Raw genomic sequence first — 16,846 nt, forward strand, 5'->3', positions numbered from 1 at the left:
AAGGCCTTCGACTGTCACTAGGGGCGTCGCTGGCGGCGCTCATGATCTCCTGGTGCTCCTCGGTTCCGCCCCGGCTCTCGGAGTGGAATGAGGGAATGCTACAACCCGCACGGGCGCGGCGGGAGGGATGTGGAGAGCGAGGTTCGACGCGGAGGGGCGGACGTCGCGCTCACCGGTCGTCGGCCGCGGACCGCGTGCGCTCGTCGGCCCGCTGCCGGACGAAGCTCGCGATCGCTCGCAATTCCACCTCATCGACCGCGTGACCGAGCTGAGGGCGATGCACCTCGTCGAGCCGGGTGTGGGCGCTCATGAACTCCCGTACCTGGTCCACGCGCTGCGGATCGAACAAGGGGTCCAGGCCGCCGTGGCCCCACAGCGCGGGCGGGCGCACCTCGGCGAGCGCGGCATCCCCCGGCATGGGCGCGGGGAACGGCGCTCCGGAGAGCTGAACGATCCAGTCCAGCGCCCGGGGATCGCGGCGCAGCAGCTGCAGGGCGAGCATTGCGCCCTGGGAGAAACCGATGGCACCGACGACGGGGGCGCTCTGCGCGGAGATCCAGGTCTCGACGGCGGCGGCCGACGTCTGCAGCGATTCCGGGCGCTGAAAGTCGATGCTCGCATCCAGCCAGGCGTAGCCCTGGACGTAGCGGTGGATGCCGCGCAGGGAGGCGTAGGTGAACTGGGGCGCCAGCGACGGGGCGAGACCGGCGAGGTCGTGCTCGTGGCTGCCCAGGCCGTGCAGCAGCAGCACGATCGGGAGGTTCTGCTCGGGCCGCGAGGTGCGCGCCGGCTCAGGAGCGGATGACCACACCACGGCGGAGTCGTCGATGGACTCCGAGATCAGCTCGACCGGAGGGTTCTGCGGCGGGGTGCTCATGCATGCAGGCTAATCACTCGCGCGCTGCGGTCGCGCATGAGGACCGGCTGGAGAGTGGCGTCGGACGGAGAAGGTCCGGAACGGGCGGTACCGGAGCGAGGAGTGCCGAGAGGACGGCACAGGTCTCCGGGCAGGGGCAGACCCGCAGGTTGCGCCTGAGCGCTGGTCGGATGGACGAGGTCCGACCCCTGCGGGTCCGGGCAGCTCGGTGGAATTCGCTGCGGGTCCGTCGATCTGATGTCCCGCCGTGGCGGGTCAGGTCGATGGTCGCCTCAGCGGCGAGCCACCTCACATGTCCGATAAGACTTCATTCTTCGGACCACCTCCTTTCCTGTGTCCACTCAACGTACGACCGCCTCCCTCAGGCACGCAACGGATTATTCGCAGCGCGAAGTCCCTGCGCCGCGGACCGTCCGAGCCGCGAGTTCTCGGAGGCCGAGGCCCGCGCAGTCCGCCACGATCTGCGCAGCTTCGGCACCTCCGTGAGCCCGGGATCCGCGACCTTGTGGGAATGCCGGATGGTTACCAACAGGTTCACGGATGTCGCGCAGGCCCTCGAGGTCTCGCGCCGCGTCGCCTCGCGTCTGCTACGGCATGTCGGTGGTGTGACCGCTGTGCGACCGGGCGCTCGGGGGCGGGAACGATACGCGATCGTCGTGCTCGGGGCCGGGAACGGCGGGCGGGCACGGTACGCCATCGTCGCGCTCGGGGGCGGTCGGTGGCATCGGCGGCTGGAGCGGGTCCTGGGCAGCAGAGACGGGGCGCACCCGGATGGATGCGCCCCGTCTCCGTTCAGGTGTGCTCGCCGATCACGCGAGCGGTGGTGGCCTCAGACCTGCGGGCCGGGCTGCGGCGGAACGCTGGTCCCTGCCGGGCCCGTCCCTGCCGGACCACCCTGGCTGGGTCCACCCTGGCCGGGTCCACCCTGGCCCGGTCCGCCCTGGCCCGGCGCGGAGGAGCCGGCACCGGCGGTGGGCGGGTTCTGCTCGAGCTTCTCGAGCTGACGAGCGGCGGCGTCGCGGCCGCCGAGGCCGAAGGCGAGCACCGCGGCAGCGGCGGCGCCGATCACCAGGGCACCGAAGGCCATCGCGATGATCGAGTCGGCCACGCCCATGGACTGCAGGCCCATGGCGGTGAACAGGATGATGATCGCCCACTTCACGATGGTCGCGGCCGTGCCCGAGAGCAGCTTCGCCACGATCGTGGCGATGAAGAAGCCGGCGGCGATGATCGCGGCCCCGAACAGGACGCTGCCGCCGAGCTCGAGGATCTCGCTGAGCAGGGCGGTGATCTGCGGGAAGCCCAGCACCTGGGCACCCATCACGGCGAAGAACAGCACCACGGCGATCTCGATGATGCGCAGCACCGTCGGGGTCGCGGAGGTTCCGGGCGAGAGGACCTCGTGCTTCTGCAGCCAGCCGTCGATGCCCGATCCTTCGAGGATCGGACGGAACAGGCCGGTCGCGAAGCGGGCGATGAGCACGCCGATTCCCACCAGCGCAGCCGCGGCGATGATGTTCGGGATCGCCGTGAAGACGTCGCTGAGCATCTGCGAGGCCGGATCGGAGATCGAGGCGATCCCGAGGATCTGCAGCGCGGCGATCGACACCACGATCATGATCAGGGCGAACACCACCGAGGCGATGATCTCGGGAACGTTGGCGCCCGAGCTGGCCTGCTGTCCCGGCCGGCCCTGCTGCGGCGGCTGTCCCTGCTGCGGCGGCTGTCCCGGCTGGCCTGCCTGCGCAGCGGCGCCCTGGGGCGCGCCCTGCGCCCGGGCCGCGGAGCCGTCGGCGGAGGTGATGCCACCGGTCGCCTTCTGGAAGCCCGCCTGGGCGGTGCCCAGCAGCTTGCCGAAGTCCACGGTGCTCAGTGCCGTCACGATGAGCGCGCGCACGATCTTGGCGATCGTCAGGCCGATGATGAAGACGAAGACCGCGCCGATGATGTTGGGGATGAAGCTGAGGCCCTGCTCCAGCATCGCCGTCACCGGCGAGAGGACCTGGGAGAGCTGGAAGATGCCGAGGATGATGATCAGGCCCAGCAGCCACACGATCATCGAGGCGATCGTGCCCAGGGAATTGCCCAGGCCCTCGCCGTTGACACCGGGCCTCCGCAGGGCGGGGATCCTCTGGGTCAGTTTCGCGACGCCGGCCTTGGCCAGCATGGCCAAGATCGCGGTGACGACCAGGATGACGACGGCGGCAAGGATCTTCAGTCCCAGCCCCGCTCAATCGACGGACGATAAGAAATCCACGGTGTCCTCCGGGAATCGGGAAGCAGTTGTGCACATCGACCGCGACCGGCGAGCGGGTCACCGGTCCCGAATCGATCGAAGAATCCTCACGGGCTCTTCACAGGTAGCATGGGGCATCCTGAGAGGTTCGTCCATCATCGCAGGTCACGACGGTCCCTGCGTGTCGTCCGTCACACCGGGCGTTCAGGCTCCCGGGTCGGTGAACTCCTGATTGAACTCTGTGGTGTCGGGGTCGGCTGCCACCGTGTCGGCGTCGGAGCCGGCCAGCTGACTGGTCTCGTCGGGCCCGTCACCGTCGGTGACCATCTCGTCGCCCTCGCGGTTGCCCTGCTCGGCCGCCGCGTACTCCTCGAGCCCGCGGTCCTGTGTGGCGTCGTAGCGGAAGCCGTCCGTGTTGCGTGAATCTCCGCCCTCGGCGGCGACCCGGTCGGTCTCCAGGGCGTCGTCGATGCTGGGCTCGCCGGGCGCCTCGTCGCCCGCCCGGGCGTATTCGTCCTGGCTCGTCTCGACGGTCTCCTCGAGCTCGAGGTCCTCGTCCGGGTCCACAGCGATGTTCTCGGCCGTCTCCTGCGCCGGGTCCAGGGCAGCGTCCTCCGCCGCGTCCTGGGCGGGGTCGACGGGGGCATCGTCCTCGGCCGGGTCCGCCTCGGGTTCCAGAGCGGGATCCTGGGTCGGCCCCAGCGCCGGGTCCTGCTCGGGGTCGACGGCGGGGTCGGGGTCCGGGGCGGTGGCCGGATCCTGCGTCGGGTCGGGGGTGAAGTCACCGGTCTGGGTCATGGGATGCCTCCTGGGCTGTCAGGGCTGACGGGGCCACGATGCTGGGCGGAGCGAGCCGGCCGACCTCGACGGAGCGAGCCGGCCGGACTCGATGGGGCGACAGGCTACGTCGAGGCCGCCCGGGAGTGCACCCGAGCGGCCTCGGTCAGGCGGGGCGGACGAGCGGACCGCGCGGTCATGCAGACTCGCGGCCTTCGCGGCCCGCGGCTCAGCTGAGCGCGTCGACGATGGCCTTGTTGAACGCGTCCAGGTCATCCGGCGTGCGGGAGGTGATCAGCCGGAAGCCCTTGGACTCATCGACCACGACCTCCTGGTCGCTCCAGTTGCCGCCGGCGTTGACCAGGTCGGTGCGGATGGTCGGGACCGAGGTGACGTCACGGCCCTCGACCAGGCCGGTGTCCACCAGCAGCCAGGGGGCGTGGCAGATCGCGGCGACGGGCTTGCCGTCGGAGGCGAACGAGCGCACCAGGGACTGCGCGGTCTCGTCGGTGCGCACGGTGTCGCCGTTGATCGTGCCGCCGGGCAGCACGATCGCGTCGAAGTCGGAGGCGTTGACGGAGTCCGTGGTGGCGTCGACGGGGACCTCCGGGCCGAATTCCTTGTCGGCCTTCATGGTGGTCACGGCGCCCTGCTTCGGCGCGGCCACGGTCACCTCGGCGCCGGCCTCCCGCAGAGCATCCAGCGGGCGCTGGAGCTCGTCGGCCTCGGTACCGAAGTTGCTGGTCAGGATAAGGACCTTACGGCCGTTCAGGGCAGTGCTCATGGTGCTGTCCTTCCCTCGTGCTTCCCGAAATGTCGCGGCGGCGAGGGCCCGGCAACCGGCTCCCTGCGGAGTGCTGCGGCGCCGGGTCCGCCTCGGGATCGACCGTAGCAAAATGCCCCTCCAGCGCCCCGACCGATCGGACGAGCGTGAGGCGCCGCCACGACGGGATGCCGCAGCGCTCAGCCTCTCCGTGCTCTGAGGTCCCCCGGCCCTGAGGTGGTCTCAGGTACGCCAGCCCTGAACTGCGGCCCCGGAGCCCGCGACCTCAGGTTCCGCAGAAGGTCATGAAATCCGCGCCGCCGTCGCCGGGGCCTTCCAGCTCCTCGAGGCCCGCGCGACGATCAAAGGGCCGACGGACGGCCTCCAGCAGGGTCCGCACCGGGTCGAGGTCACCCAGGTGCGCGGCACGCAGCGCCGAGTCCAGATGCACGTTGCGGGGGATGTAGACGGGGTTGTGCTGTTCCATCGCCGCGCGGGCGGCATCGGCCGCCTCCCCGTTGCCACGCAGCTCCAGCAGGCGCCGGTGCCAGTCCTCGAAGGGCGCCCGGTCCTGGAACAGCTCCGCCGCGCGGCCGTCGGTGAGTGCGCGGAAGAAGCCGGTGTGGTCCACGTGCTGCTGCTCGAGCAGCGTGAACAGGTCCGCACCGAGGGCACGGACCACATCGGGCGGGGCCGCAGCCGGGATGCCGAGCTTGGCAGCGAGGCCGCGGGCGTAGGCGTCGAGGTAGTGGGGCTCGAACCGCTCGAGCACGGCGGTGGCGGCCTCGACCGCGGCGTTCGGGTTCTCCGGATCGATGAGCGGGACCAGGGTCTCGGCGAAGCGAGAGAGGTTCCACAGGGCGATGCCGGGCTGATTGGCGTAGGCGTACCGGCCGCCCCGGTCGATCGAGCTGAACACGGCGCCGCGGCGATGCTCGTCGAGGAAGGCGCAGGGGCCGTAGTCGATGCCCTCGCCGGACAGCGCCATGTTGTCGGTGTTCATCACGCCGTGGACGAAGCCGGTCAGCATCCATTGCGCGACCAGCTCGGCCTGGGCCCCTGCCACGTGCTCGAGGAGGGCGAGCACCGGGTTCTCGGCGTCGCGGGCGGCAGGGTGGTGGCGATCGATGCTGTGCTCGGCGAGCGCCCGGCGCACGTCGAGGTCGTGGTGCCAGGTGGCGAACTCGAACGTGCCCACGCGCAGATGGCTCGCGGCCACGCGCACCAGCATCGCCCCCGGCTCGGGGGTGACGCCCTGGCGGGGCGCGATGGACTCTCCGGTGGTGAGCACGGCGAGCGCGCGCGTCGTGGGAAGGCCCAGGGCGTGGAGGGATTCGCCGACGACGGCCTCGCGGAGCATCGGGCCGAGCGGGGCCTTGCCGTCCCCGGCGCGCGCGAAGGGCGTGGGTCCGGAGCCCTTGAGATGGAGGTCCCGGCGCCTGCCCGAAGCATCGAGGACGTCGCCGAGCAGCACGGCGCGGCCGTCTCCCAGCTGCGGGTTCGGGGAGCCGAACTGATGACCGGCGTAGGCCTGGGCGGTGGTGAAGGGATGCTCGGGAGCCGGCGCACCGGCGGGCAGGGGCCTTCCGGCCTCATCGAGCTGCCCGGTCAGCAGCCCGATCCCCGCCTCGCCGCGCAGCCAGGCCGGGTCATAGCCGAGGTCTGCGGCGAGGTCCTCGTTCACCCAGGCGATCTCCGGTGACGGCGGCGTCTGCGCCTGCCACGGGACCGACAGGGCGGGCACCGCGGCGGCATAGGCCTGGTGCAGCTGCGGGCCGCGGGGCTGCACGGGCTCCGTGCTCTCCATACCATCGCCTCCTCCCGGTCGACGTCCCCGGCCACGCTACCGCTCCCACCCCCGGCCTTGACAGGAGGGTGATCGAGCGGCGAGGCTTGCCGAACCATTCTGAAACCCGGTTTCACAAGCCTCGCCGGGCCCTCGTCGCAGCCCCGCCCTCGCCGGCGTCGGACCGCGGACGGGTCGGATCACCGAAGGGACGCCGCATGGCACATGCCGACCGCGCCGCGCTCGCGGTGCGCCAGGCCAATTCGCGCGAGTGCCTGCTCGCCCTGCGCGAGGCCGCCGCCCCGCTCGCGCTGGCCGAGATCGCCTCCCGCACGGGCCTGTCCCGCCCCACGGTCGCCAGCGTCCTGCAGGAGCTCGAGGGCGCCGGGTCCGTGCAGCCGGCTGCCCCGGCCGAGCCCGGTCAGCCCGGCCGGCCCGCGCGCCGCTATGCCTTCCGGCCGGCCGCCGCGACCGCCGCCGCGGTCGACATCGGCTCGCACTCGGTCCGCTGCCTGCTGGCAGACGCCTCCGGTCAGATCCTCATGGAGCGCACGGTGGCCGCCGAGGACGGCTCGCGCCTGCCGGCCGCGGTCGAGGCGATCCGTTCCACCGGCCACCGCCCCAGCTCGGTCGCGGTCGCCGTCCCCGGCATCCTCGCCGCCGACGGCCGCCTCGCGCAGAGCCTCGCCCTGCCCGACCTCGTCGGCATCGACGTCGCCGACGAGCTCGAACAGCAGCTGGAGTGCCCGGTGGTGGTCGAGAACGACATCAAGCTCGCCGCGTATGCGGAACGGCATCTCGGCCCGCCGGCGGACAGCATCGCCTTCGTCCAGATCGGGCATCGCATCTCGGTGGCGCTGATCGTCGAGGGAGTGATCCTCCAGGGCAGCCATCGGCTGGCCGGTGAACTCGGCATCCAGCGCGGCATGCGCTGGACCGAGAGCTCCCGCCGCGGCCGGCTGACCTGGTCGACCGGTGAGGACGCCCGGCCCCTGTTCGAGCGCGCCGCGGCGGGAGATGCCGCCGCGGAGCAGGAGATCGACGCCTTCTGCGCCGAGATCGCCCCTCGACTGGTGACCGTTCTGCTCTCGATCGACCCCGAGCTGGTCGTCGTCGGCGGCGGCGTCTCCCGTGCCGGAGACACGCTGCTCGACCCCCTCCGCCGCCACATCCACCACCTGCTCATGGCGCCGGAGCGGCCCGACGTGGTCGCCGCGCGCCTGACCACCGACGGCTCCCTGGTCGGAGCGCTCGGGCGGGCCTTCGAGCACGGCTCGACGCGCCTGGTGGGGGTGCCCGACGTGCCGCCCCCGTGGACCCGCTTCCTCGCCCCAGCTCCTGACACAGCTCCCGCCCCTGCCCCTGCCCCTGCCCCTGCCCCTGCCACTGCCCCGACAGAAGGATGACTCCGTGACCTCCGATCTCACCCTCGGCTTCAGCTCCTACAGCTTCCACGCGAAACTCAGCACCGGGGAGATGACCCTGCCCCAGGTGATCGACTGGGTCGCCGCGAGCGAGGGCGAGCACCTGGAGCTGGCCGCGCTCAGCGACGCCGCAGACTCCCCCATCCCGAGCATCGGGTACGACGGCGCCGCCGTGGATCGGATCCGCACCACCGCGGACGGCGCGGGCGTGACGCTGTCCACCCTGGCGATCGGCGCCGACTTCGTCACCGAGGATCCGGCCGAGCTCGCCACCCGCGTCGCCCGGGTGAAGGCCTACGTCGACCTCGCCGACCGTCTCGGCATCCGCCAGCTGCGCCACGACGTCGCCCCGCACGCCCCGGTTCCGGGCGACGACACGCCCGTCTTCGAGCGGGCTCTCCACTCGATCGTGGCCGCGAGCAAGGAGATCGCGCAGTACGCCGCGGCCAAGGGCATCACCACCAGCCTCGAGAACCACGGCTTCTTCGTGCAGGCCGCCGACCGGGTGCGCCGGATCATCCACGCCGTCGACGAGCCCAACTTCCGCACCACGCTGGATGTGGGCAACTTCGTGTGCGTCGACGAGGCTCCCGAGGTCTCCGTCGCCCAGAACCTGCCCTACGCGATGGTCGTCCACTTCAAGGACTTCTACATCCGCCCGACCGATGCCGATCCCGGCGAGGGCTGGTTCCGCAGCCGCGGCGGCAAGCACCTGCGCGGAGCCGTCGTCGGCAACGGCGACCTCGACCTGCCCGCCATCGCGCGCGCCATCAAGGACTCCGACTACCGCGGCTACGCCTCGATCGAGTTCGAGGGCTGGGAGGACTGCCTGCTCGGCGCCTCCCGCGGGCTCGCCAATGCCCGTCGGCTGCTCGAGAACGCCTGACCTCCTCCCACCCCGCACCACTCATCGGCCCCGGCCAGAAGGACCACCCCACCATGACGAAGTTCCGCATCGGCGTGATCGGCGCCGGCAGCATCGCCCGCTTCCATCTCGACGCGTACGCCGCGAACCCGGACGTCGAACTGATCGCGATCAGCGACGTGAACCTCGAACGCGCTCGCTCCGTCGCCGACCGCTACGGCGCCCCGCGCGCCTACGCCGACCCTCACGAGCTGCTGGCCGACGCCGAGATCGACGGCGTGAGCATCTGCACCTGGAACAACTCCCACGCCACCTGGGCCATCGCCGCGATCGAGGCCGGCAAGCACGTGCTGGTGGAGAAGCCCATCGCCCGCACCCTCGCCGAGGCACTGGAGATCCAGAAGGCCGTCGAGGCCTCCGACCGCGTGGTGCAGGTGGGCTTCGTGCGTCGCCACTCCCCCAACTGCCAGGTGCTGAAGTCCTTCATCGACGCCGGCGAACTGGGCGAGATCTACTACGCCAAGGCCAGCTGCATCCGCCGCATGGGCAACCCCGGCGGCTGGTTCGCGGACAAGGAGATCGCCGGCGGCGGCCCGCTGCTGGACATCGGCATCCACGTGCTGGACCTGTGCTGGTACCTCATGGGCAGCCCCAAGGCGGTCTCCGTCAGCGGCAACACCTACGACCACCTGGGCAACCGGGCCAACATCACCACGATGCCGCGCTACCAGGTCTCCGACTACGACCCGACGAAGAACAGCGTCGAGGACATGGCCAACGCCGTGATCCGCTTCGAGAACGGCTCCTCGCTGCTGCTGGACTGCTCCTACTCGCTGCACGCCACCAAGGACTCCCTGGACGTGTCCGTCTACGGCGACAAGGGCGGCGCCGATCTGGAGCCGGATCTGCACATCGCCACCGAGATGCACGACTCGGTGGTCAACATCGCCCCGCAGATCTCCTCGGGCACGTTCGAGATGGGCCCGGGCTTCGCCCACGAGATCGCGAACTTCGTCGATGCCGGCCTGGGCCGCGCCGAGAGCGTCGCCCCCGCGTGGCACGGCGTGGAGATCGTGCGGATCCTGGAGGCGATCTACGAGTCCGCGCAGTCCGGCCGGGAGGTCTCGCTGGTCTGAGCCGGATTCCGTCGGGTCCCGGCGCACCTGAAGGAGGGCGCCGAGCGGCAGCTGCCGCTCGGTGCCCTCTCTCGTGGCCCGTGCGACGCCCCGACCTCATGAGCGGGCCTGCTCCCAGCCGTTGACAATGTGACCTGCGACACGGAACCTGAGGTGGTGCGGCTCGTCCCCGACGTGACGGAGCGTCGGGAGGCCGCCCACCGGCAAGGAGGCCGTTCATGTCCACCAATCGCGCTGTCGCCTACCAGGGTCCCGGCAAGGTCGAGGTCATCGACACCGAGTACCCCACCTTCGAGCTGAAGGACGGGCCCGGGGTCAACCCCGACAACGTCGGCCGCCAGCTCCCCCATGCGGCGATCCTCAAAGTCGTCACCACCAATATCTGCGGCTCCGATCAGCACATGGTCCGCGGCCGGACCACCGCCCCGGAAGGCCTGGTGCTGGGCCACGAGATCACCGGTGAGGTCGTCGAGACCGGGCCCGGCGTGGAGTTCATCCAGAAGGGCGACCTGGTCTCGGTCCCCTTCAACATCTCCTGCGGGCGCTGCGTGATGTGCAAGACCCAGCGCACCGAGATCTGCCTGAACGTCAATCCCGACCGGCCCGGCAGCGCCTACGGGTATGTCGACATGGGCGGCTGGGTCGGCGGCCAGGCGGAGTACGCACTGGTTCCCTATGCCGACTGGAACCTGCTGAGGTTCCCCGACAAGGACCAGGCGATGGAGAAGATCCTCGACCTGACGATGCTCTCGGACATCTTCCCCACCGGGTACCACGGTGCCGTCACCGCCGGCGTCGGCCCGGGTTCGAGCGTGTACATCGCCGGCGCGGGCCCCGTCGGCACCGCAGCGGCCGTCGGTGCCCAGCTGCTCGGGGCGGCGGTCGTGATCGTCGCCGACATGAACGCGGAGCGACTGGCCAATGCCGCCTCGTTCGGCTGCGAGACCATCGACGTCTCCTCCGAGGATCCGCGCGAGGGGATCGCCCGCGTCCTCGGCCGGGAGGAGGTCGATGCGGGAGTGGACGCCGTGGGATTCGAGGCCCGCGGCCACGGCAAGGACGCCGGCGAGGCCCCGGCGACCGTGCTGAACACACTGATGAATGTGACCCGTGCCGGTGGCAGGCTCGGCATCCCGGGACTGTATGTCACGGGCGACCCCGGCGGCGTGGACGAGGCGGCCCAGGAGGGCTCGCTCTCGCTGCGGCTCGGGCTCGGCTGGGCCAAGGCGCTGTCCTTCACCACCGGCCAGTGCCCGGTGATGAAGTACCACCGTCAGCTCATGGAGGCGATCCTGCACGAGAAGGTGACGATCGCCGACGCCGTCAAGGCCACCGCGATCTCACTGGACGACGCCCCCAAGGGGTACGCCGACTTCGACGCGGGCGCGGCCCGGAAGTACGTCATCGATCCGCACGGGGTCACCGGGAAGGTCGAGTCGATCTGAGGAGTCGTGGGGAAGAACGTCGAGCTGACGTGGGCGGATCGGACTGAAGCGTCGAAAGAGGTTCACCCGCAGTCCACTCGGCGGGGCGACCACGCTCGCTAGCCTCTCGCCATGCCCTCCCCCGAGTCGTACGACGCCCCGCTGCCCTCGTCCCCCGCGTCCTCGTCGGCCCCGTCGTCGAGCGGCCGGTCCTCGCTGGCTCCGTCCTCGCTGCCTCGGTCCTCACGCGCCGGCTCCTCGGCCGTCACGGCGAGGCCGCTCGGCCGCCGCACGGTGCTCGGCGCCGCCGCGGTGTCCGCCGGGGCGGCCGGCTTGGCCTCCGCGGGCCTGACCACGGTCCGAGCCGACGCGGCGGGCCCCGCGCTGCCCGCGACCGGGGCGGGGGCGGAGGGACCGGCCGACGGGGAATCGCAGGTGTTCGCCGCTTTCCTCACCGACGTGCACATCGACTCGATCCCCCAGCAGCAGGAGGAGCACCTGCGCCTCGTGCTGGAGGACATCCGTGCCTCCGGTGCCCCGCTGCTGCTGCACGGCGGCGACCTCACCGAGTTCGGATCGAGCGGCGAGTACGAGACCTACCAGGACCTGCTGGGCCCTGACGCCGCCGAGATCACGCAGCACGTCGCGGGCAACCACGAGCTGCGCTGGGACCCGTCGGCCGGTCAGGAGTACCGCCGGCGGTTCCACGAGGGCTCACGCTCCTTCGATCATCTCGGCGTGCACGTGATCATGCTCGAGGCGGGCGCGCCCCTGCAGGAGGAGGCCCACGTCGATCCGGCCACCCTGGCGTGGCTGCGCGAGGACCTGCAGGCCGCCGGCACGATGCCCAGCATCCTGGTGATGCACTGGCCGCCGGGGGCCGACAACCACTACGTGCGGGCCGGCGATCAGCTGCTCTCGGTGCTCGCTGAGCACCCGGTGCGCCTGGTCCTGGCCGGGCACGTCCACCGCGAGGCCACGGTCACCGACAACGGGACGGTGCTGATCACCGGCCGTGCCATCAAGAACGAGCCCGTCCACTACCTGCTCACGCTGCGCGGCGGTCCCGAGCCGGAGACGCGCGAGATGCTCGTCGAGGCGATCACCCAGCCGGCTCCCGGGGCGGAGGGTGAACGCACCGTGGAGGAGATCGCGTCCATCCCGCTCCACCTCGGCACCGCCCGTGAGTCCGACGCCTTCCTGCAGGACGTCTCGGTGCATGTCTCCGGCGACACCGCGCAGGTCACCGCGCGCCTCGGAGCCCCGCACTCGCTCACCGCGGCGCGGGCACAGCTGCGCGACCAGTCCGTGTACGGCTCGGTCGCCGAAGGCACCTGGAGCGAGCTCGAGCTGCGCGGCCGGCGCGTGCGCGGCGAACTCGACCTCTCGCAGACCCTGCCGGGCCGCTGCACGATGCGGGTGCGCGGTGTGGACGAGGCCGGTGGGCTGTGGGAGGCCTCCGCACCCTTCTCCGTGGAGGGCGGGTCGGTCACCGAGGTGGACGCCCTGGAGCTGGACGGTGCCGTCAGCGGCGCGATCCTGCCGGTGGGCGAGGTCTCTGCGCTGGTCGCGACCGGCTCCGGCACCGTCGCTCGTCTGTCTCTGGACCGCTCGCGCCTGAGCACTGACTGGTCTGTCGGCGTCGGCGGGGTCCACCGCGGCATGGCGCTGTCGGCCGACGGGTCCGTCCTGCACGTGCCCAGCGCGGACCACCACCTGTACGCGCTCTCGGTCACCGACGGCACGGAGCTCTGGCGCGCCGACCTGGGCCTCCCCGTGGCCTCCACCCCGCTGGCCACCGCGGTCGACGGCGCTGCGGCGGTGTTCGTCAGCGCCGGTGACCGGCTCGCCCGCCTGGCGGCGGACGGGAGCACGGTGTGGTCGACCGCGATCCCTCAGCAGTCCAGCGGCCGCCCCGCACTGGTCGGTGACCGCCTCGTGCTCGGCGCTGGCGACGGCACTGCCCGCTGCTACAGCGCCCGGACCGGCGCGGAGATCTGGAGCGCGGAGCTGACCACCCGCACCACCCCGTATCAGCGCCTCCTCTACGGCCCGTGGAACTGCACGGTGCTGGCCGTGGACGAGAGCACCGTCGTGCTCGGGACCGTGACCGACCTGTTCGCGCTCGACGCGGCCACGGGCGAGCAGCGGTGGCGCACGGCCGCCGGTGCCATGTACTCGGCCCCGCAGCTGCTGGAGGACGGACGCATCCTCGCCGTCCAGGAACGCAAGGAACCGTTGCTGATCGACGCGGCCGACGGAGCGGCGACGCCGCTGGATCGGGCGCTGCAGATCTCGCTGGACGCCGATCCGATCCCGGGCCCGTCGGCGGGCACGTGGCTGCAGGTCAGCTTCAGCGCCGTGCTCTCGCTCCTGGACACCGCGGCCGGTACGGTGACGCCGCTGCGCCAGGTGGGCCCCGGCCGGGTCCTGGCCGCCCCCGCACTGCTGGAGGGCCATGGAGTCGTGCTGGTCGGGGACCAGGCAGGCGTCGTGCGGGCGCTCGATGTCCTCGACGTCTCGGCCGTGTGAGCGGCGCGCCCTGAGGCGCCGCCGAGCGCGTAGGGTCACCGTATGAGCGAACGCAGCACCTATCTCCTCGTGGACGGCGAGAACATCGATGCGACCCTCGGTGTCTCCGTCCTGGGGCGTCGCCCCCAGCCCGAGGAGCGGCCGCGGTGGAACAAGCTGCTCCACCACGCCGAGGTCACCTGGGACCAGCCCGCCAAGGGCCTGTTCTTCCTCGCCGTCGGCGACAGCCTGCCCTCGGGGTTCGTCCAGGCGCTGATCGCGCTGGGATACAAGGCGGTTCCGCTGCGCGGGGACGGCAAGGTCGTCGACATCGCGATCCAGCGCACCGCCGAGGCGCTCCAGGACCGTCCGGCCGACGTCATGCTGGTCAGCCACGACAACGACTTCACCCCGCAGATGGAGAACCTGGCCGCGACGCCGGATCGCCGCACGGCGATCATCGGTTTCGGCGAGTTCATGGCCACCGGCCTGCGGGAGATCCCCGGCATCGAGTTCCACGACCTCGAGTACGACGTCGGCGCGTTCACCAGCCGCCTGCCCCGCGTGCGGATCATCGACATCGACGAGTTCGATCCGCTCGAGTTCATCTGAGTTCGGGCCCGGCACTGCCGGGTGCTCTCAGCCGGCTCCGTCCAGTCGAGCGAACTGGTCCGTGGACAGGGGCAGGCCGACGCCCTCCAGCGCCGCCTCGAGCTGTTCCAGCCGACTGCCGCCCAGGATCGGCCGGATGCCGCGGTGGACGAGCCAGGCCAGCACGACCTGCCCACGGCTGGCTCCTGCGTCGGCGGCCACCTCGTCCAGCGCGGCGAGGCGCCGTGCGCTGCCGAGATGCTCGTAGGCCTCCGGGATCGGTTTCGCCGGATTGTCGTATGCCCCGCCGAGCAGCGTGGTGTACCCCCAGACCTCCATCCGGTGCTCGGCGGCGATGTCCATCTGCTCCTCCCCGAGCACACCGAAGGGGTGGATGTTCCCCTCCGGCAGGAGACCCGGGCGGGGTCGGAGATAGCTCGCGTGCAGCTGCAGCGCGTCGACAGGTTTCATGCCCTGGGCGAGCGCTCGCGCCCGGGCACGCTCGACCCGCCAGGCGGGGTGGTTGGAGGCGCCGACGCGACGGACCGACCCGTCGGCCATCAGCTCGCCGAGCGCGTCGACGCTCTCCTCGAGGGGGACGGAGCGGTCCTCCTGGTGCAGCCACAGCAGGTCGACGTGGTCGACCCCGAGACGCTCGAGGCTGCCGGCGAACGCGTCATGGATCGCGCGTCGGCTCAGCCCGGCACGGTGCCGCGGCCAGGAGCCTGCCCACAGCGGTTCGGCGCCGACCTTGGTCGACAGGCGCACGCGTTCGCGCACGCCGGGCCGCGCGGCCAGCCAGCGGCCGAGAACGTGCTCGCTCGCGCCGCCGCGTCCGTCCGGCGAGTCCCAGAAGGCGTAGCAGTCCGCCGTGTCGATCCATTCGCCGCCCTGCTCGACGAACCGGTCCAGCAGGGCGAAGGATTCCTCGTCGCCCACTCGGGTGCCGAAGGCCATGGCTCCGAGCACCAGCGGGGAGACGGGGCGAGCGGAGGGGGTGGGGTGCGTGTGATCGGTTGCAGGGTTCATGGCAGGACCACACACCCTGGAGCGCGCTCCGGGTCAAGGGCTACTGTGTGCGGCATGAGGACGTACTCCACGGCGGAGGCCGCCGAGCGCAGCGGGTTCTCGATCGACACACTGCGCTATTACGAGCGCGAGGGCATCCTCCCTCCCGTCGCGCGCACCCCGGCAGGGCATCGCGCCTATGACGACGGGGATCTCGCCACGCTGGATTTCCTGCACTGCCTGCGCGACTCCGGGATGCCGATCGAGAGGCTGCGCCGTTACGGGGAGCTGTGCCGCGATCCCGCCACCTTTCCCGAGCGGATCGCGCTGCTGCGTGAGCACCAGGCATCGCTCGCGGAGCAGGCCCTGCAGCTTGAGCGGTGGCGCACCCGTCTCGAGGAGAAGCTGCAGTGGTACGAGGAGCAGCCGCAGAGCCACGTCAGCAGGGACGCCGGGAGCACCTGACGAGTAACGGACCTCAGACGGGCACGCTCACTCCGGCCAGCTGCTCGAGCTGCTCCCAGATCGCATAGGCGAGCTGCGGATCGGGGGCAGCGGTGTGAGCCGCCGGGGTCCCCAGCACCGGGAGGCCGCGAAAGCTCCCCGCAGGCCCGTAGTACTGCCCGCCCGCCGCCTCCGGGTCGGCCAGCGCGCGCACTCCCGACCAGGCCGCCGTGTCCTTCCCCTGTGCCCAGGGGGTGAGCGGGTTGCGCTGGTAGCTCACCGAGGAGTCCCGGATCCCCGCGCGCTCCGGTGTCTTGGCATCGACGCCCACCCCGGGCTTGGTGACGATCGAGGCCACGGGCAGCTCCGCGGCCCGAAGTCGCCGGTCCAGCTCGAAGGCGAACACCTCGGTGAGTGTCTTGGCCTTGGTGTAGGCCGCGATGCCCACCCGCGGCGCGGTGCGCGGTGCCGAGACGTCCATGGGGAACCTGGTGACGAAACCGGTGGATGCGTGCACGATGCGCGGGAAGCGATCGGCCGAGGCTCCCTGCCGCACCAGCGCAGGCAGCAGACCCGCGACCAGGGCGAGGTTCGCGACCGTGTGCGCGCCGGTCATCAGCGGCAGCCCGTCCTGCGTCGTGGCGCCGGCGGAGAGCTGCATCGGCCCTCCGTTGAGGAAGATCCCGTCCAGGCGCGGCAGCGACGCGAGCTGCTCGGCCCCCTCGGCCACGGATGCCAGGGACGTGAGATCGACGGCGATGGGGTGCGTCACCGCGTGCGGAGCACGGGCGCGGATCGCCGCCGCGGCCACGTCGAGCTTGGCGCGCGACCGGGAGGCCAGCACGACCTCGGCGCCCGCCGCCGCGAGCTGCTCGGCGGCGAAGTAGCCGATGCCGCCGGTCGCCCCGGTGATGGCGTAGGTGCGACCGCTGAGGTCCGGAAGGTGTGTGGGGTACCAGGGCATGGGAGCTCCTCGATTCGGATAGTTGATCCGCTTCAGCGTA

14 protein-coding genes are annotated in these 16,846 nt (G+C 71.5%); 7 read left to right on the plus strand and 7 right to left on the minus strand.

The genetic code is table 11. From position 1 onward, the window contains the following. Nucleotides 1-169: 169 nt before the first annotated feature. The 5 genes from ACFQS2_RS00635 to ACFQS2_RS00655 all read right to left on the minus strand — a co-directional run bounded on the left by ACFQS2_RS00635 (nucleotide 170) and on the right by ACFQS2_RS00655 (nucleotide 6,460). The gene (locus tag ACFQS2_RS00635; RefSeq protein WP_377017838.1) at nucleotides 170-877 is read right to left on the minus strand and encodes an alpha/beta hydrolase; all 708 of its coding nucleotides are present in this window, start codon (nucleotides 875-877) and stop codon (nucleotides 170-172) included. An 829-nt stretch (nucleotides 878-1,706) separates the two neighbouring features. Beyond that, the gene (locus tag ACFQS2_RS00640) at nucleotides 1,707-3,101 is read right to left on the minus strand and encodes a mechanosensitive ion channel (RefSeq protein ID WP_377792619.1); all 1,395 of its coding nucleotides are present in this window, start codon (nucleotides 3,099-3,101) and stop codon (nucleotides 1,707-1,709) included. 216 nt (nucleotides 3,102-3,317) lie between these two features. After that, entirely contained in the window at nucleotides 3,318-3,911 is a 594-nt protein-coding gene (locus ACFQS2_RS00645; RefSeq protein WP_377017840.1) for a hypothetical protein, read from the minus strand. Nucleotides 3,912-4,119: 208 nt separating this feature from the next. Next, on the minus strand, nucleotides 4,120-4,674 hold the full coding sequence (locus ACFQS2_RS00650) for a type 1 glutamine amidotransferase domain-containing protein (protein WP_377017842.1): 555 nt from the start codon (nucleotides 4,672-4,674) through the stop codon (nucleotides 4,120-4,122). Between the two features lie 265 nt (nucleotides 4,675-4,939). Then, a complete protein-coding gene (locus ACFQS2_RS00655) occupies nucleotides 4,940-6,460 on the minus strand; it encodes a YdiU family protein (protein ID WP_377017844.1) in 1,521 nt (506 codons plus the stop codon). Between the two features lie 197 nt (nucleotides 6,461-6,657). On the opposite strand from ACFQS2_RS00655, the gene ACFQS2_RS00660 reads away from it, so the two are divergent. From ACFQS2_RS00660 to ACFQS2_RS00685, 6 genes are all read left to right on the plus strand, one after another. Continuing rightward, nucleotides 6,658-7,845 (plus strand): ROK family protein, encoded by a 1,188-nt coding sequence (locus ACFQS2_RS00660; RefSeq protein WP_377792359.1) that lies wholly within the window; start codon nucleotides 6,658-6,660, stop codon nucleotides 7,843-7,845. A 4-nt stretch (nucleotides 7,846-7,849) separates the two neighbouring features. Next, nucleotides 7,850-8,749, plus strand: coding sequence for a sugar phosphate isomerase/epimerase family protein (locus tag ACFQS2_RS00665; protein ID WP_377792360.1), 900 nt, complete (start codon nucleotides 7,850-7,852; stop codon nucleotides 8,747-8,749). Nucleotides 8,750-8,802: 53 nt separating this feature from the next. Beyond that, complete coding sequence (locus ACFQS2_RS00670; protein WP_377017851.1) at nucleotides 8,803-9,864, plus strand: Gfo/Idh/MocA family protein; 1,062 nt, start codon at nucleotides 8,803-8,805, stop codon at nucleotides 9,862-9,864. Between the two features lie 218 nt (nucleotides 9,865-10,082). After that, nucleotides 10,083-11,309: a formaldehyde dehydrogenase, glutathione-independent gene (gene fdhA / locus ACFQS2_RS00675; protein WP_377792361.1), complete on the plus strand. Its 1,227-nt coding sequence runs from the start codon at nucleotides 10,083-10,085 to the stop codon at nucleotides 11,307-11,309. Nucleotides 11,310-11,420: 111 nt separating this feature from the next. Then, entirely contained in the window at nucleotides 11,421-13,820 is a 2,400-nt protein-coding gene (locus ACFQS2_RS00680) for a PQQ-binding-like beta-propeller repeat protein (protein WP_377792362.1), read from the plus strand. Nucleotides 13,821-13,862: 42 nt separating this feature from the next. Next, nucleotides 13,863-14,411 carry an NYN domain-containing protein gene (locus ACFQS2_RS00685; RefSeq protein WP_377017857.1) on the plus strand — a complete coding sequence of 183 codons (549 nt, stop codon included), beginning with the start codon at nucleotides 13,863-13,865 and terminating at the stop codon, nucleotides 14,409-14,411. Between the two features lie 27 nt (nucleotides 14,412-14,438). Here ACFQS2_RS00685 and ACFQS2_RS00690 read toward each other — a convergent pair whose 3' ends face one another. Continuing rightward, the gene (locus tag ACFQS2_RS00690) at nucleotides 14,439-15,419 is read right to left on the minus strand and encodes an aldo/keto reductase (protein ID WP_377017859.1); all 981 of its coding nucleotides are present in this window, start codon (nucleotides 15,417-15,419) and stop codon (nucleotides 14,439-14,441) included. Nucleotides 15,420-15,473: 54 nt separating this feature from the next. Here ACFQS2_RS00690 and ACFQS2_RS00695 point away from each other — a divergent pair, with 54 nt between their 5' ends. Beyond that, nucleotides 15,474-15,863 (plus strand): MerR family transcriptional regulator, encoded by a 390-nt coding sequence (locus tag ACFQS2_RS00695; protein WP_377792363.1) that lies wholly within the window; start codon nucleotides 15,474-15,476, stop codon nucleotides 15,861-15,863. Nucleotides 15,864-15,876: 13 nt separating this feature from the next. Here the strand turns inward: ACFQS2_RS00695 and ACFQS2_RS00700 are convergent, their stop codons facing one another. Beyond that, nucleotides 15,877-16,806: an SDR family NAD(P)-dependent oxidoreductase gene (locus ACFQS2_RS00700; RefSeq protein ID WP_377792364.1), complete on the minus strand. Its 930-nt coding sequence runs from the start codon at nucleotides 16,804-16,806 to the stop codon at nucleotides 15,877-15,879. Nucleotides 16,807-16,846 lie beyond the last annotated feature (40 nt).

The sequence above is a fragment of the Brachybacterium sp. GCM10030267 genome, assembly GCF_042666875.1.
Taxonomy (GTDB): Bacteria; Actinomycetota; Actinomycetes; order Actinomycetales; family Dermabacteraceae; genus Brachybacterium.

What these genes read in the sequence shown, in the direction of transcription:
- ACFQS2_RS00635 (WP_377017838.1), bottom strand. Translation starts at nt 877, where the DNA reads ATGAGCACCCCGCCGCAGAACCCTCCGGTCGAGCTGATCTCGGAGTCC.
- ACFQS2_RS00645 (WP_377017840.1), bottom strand. Translation starts at nt 3,911, where the DNA reads ATGACCCAGACCGGTGACTTCACCCCCGACCCGACGCAGGATCCGGCC.
- ACFQS2_RS00650 (WP_377017842.1), bottom strand. Translation starts at nt 4,674, where the DNA reads ATGAGCACTGCCCTGAACGGCCGTAAGGTCCTTATCCTGACCAGCAAC.
- ACFQS2_RS00655 (WP_377017844.1), bottom strand. Translation starts at nt 6,460, where the DNA reads ATGGAGAGCACGGAGCCCGTGCAGCCCCGCGGCCCGCAGCTGCACCAG.
- ACFQS2_RS00660 (WP_377792359.1), top strand. Translation starts at nt 6,658, where the DNA reads ATGGCACATGCCGACCGCGCCGCGCTCGCGGTGCGCCAGGCCAATTCG.
- ACFQS2_RS00670 (WP_377017851.1), top strand. Translation starts at nt 8,803, where the DNA reads ATGACGAAGTTCCGCATCGGCGTGATCGGCGCCGGCAGCATCGCCCGC.
- fdhA (WP_377792361.1), top strand. Translation starts at nt 10,083, where the DNA reads ATGTCCACCAATCGCGCTGTCGCCTACCAGGGTCCCGGCAAGGTCGAG.
- ACFQS2_RS00680 (WP_377792362.1), top strand. Translation starts at nt 11,421, where the DNA reads ATGCCCTCCCCCGAGTCGTACGACGCCCCGCTGCCCTCGTCCCCCGCG.
- ACFQS2_RS00685 (WP_377017857.1), top strand. Translation starts at nt 13,863, where the DNA reads ATGAGCGAACGCAGCACCTATCTCCTCGTGGACGGCGAGAACATCGAT.
- ACFQS2_RS00690 (WP_377017859.1), bottom strand. Translation starts at nt 15,419, where the DNA reads ATGAACCCTGCAACCGATCACACGCACCCCACCCCCTCCGCTCGCCCC.
- ACFQS2_RS00695 (WP_377792363.1), top strand. Translation starts at nt 15,474, where the DNA reads ATGAGGACGTACTCCACGGCGGAGGCCGCCGAGCGCAGCGGGTTCTCG.
- ACFQS2_RS00700 (WP_377792364.1), bottom strand. Translation starts at nt 16,806, where the DNA reads ATGCCCTGGTACCCCACACACCTTCCGGACCTCAGCGGTCGCACCTAC.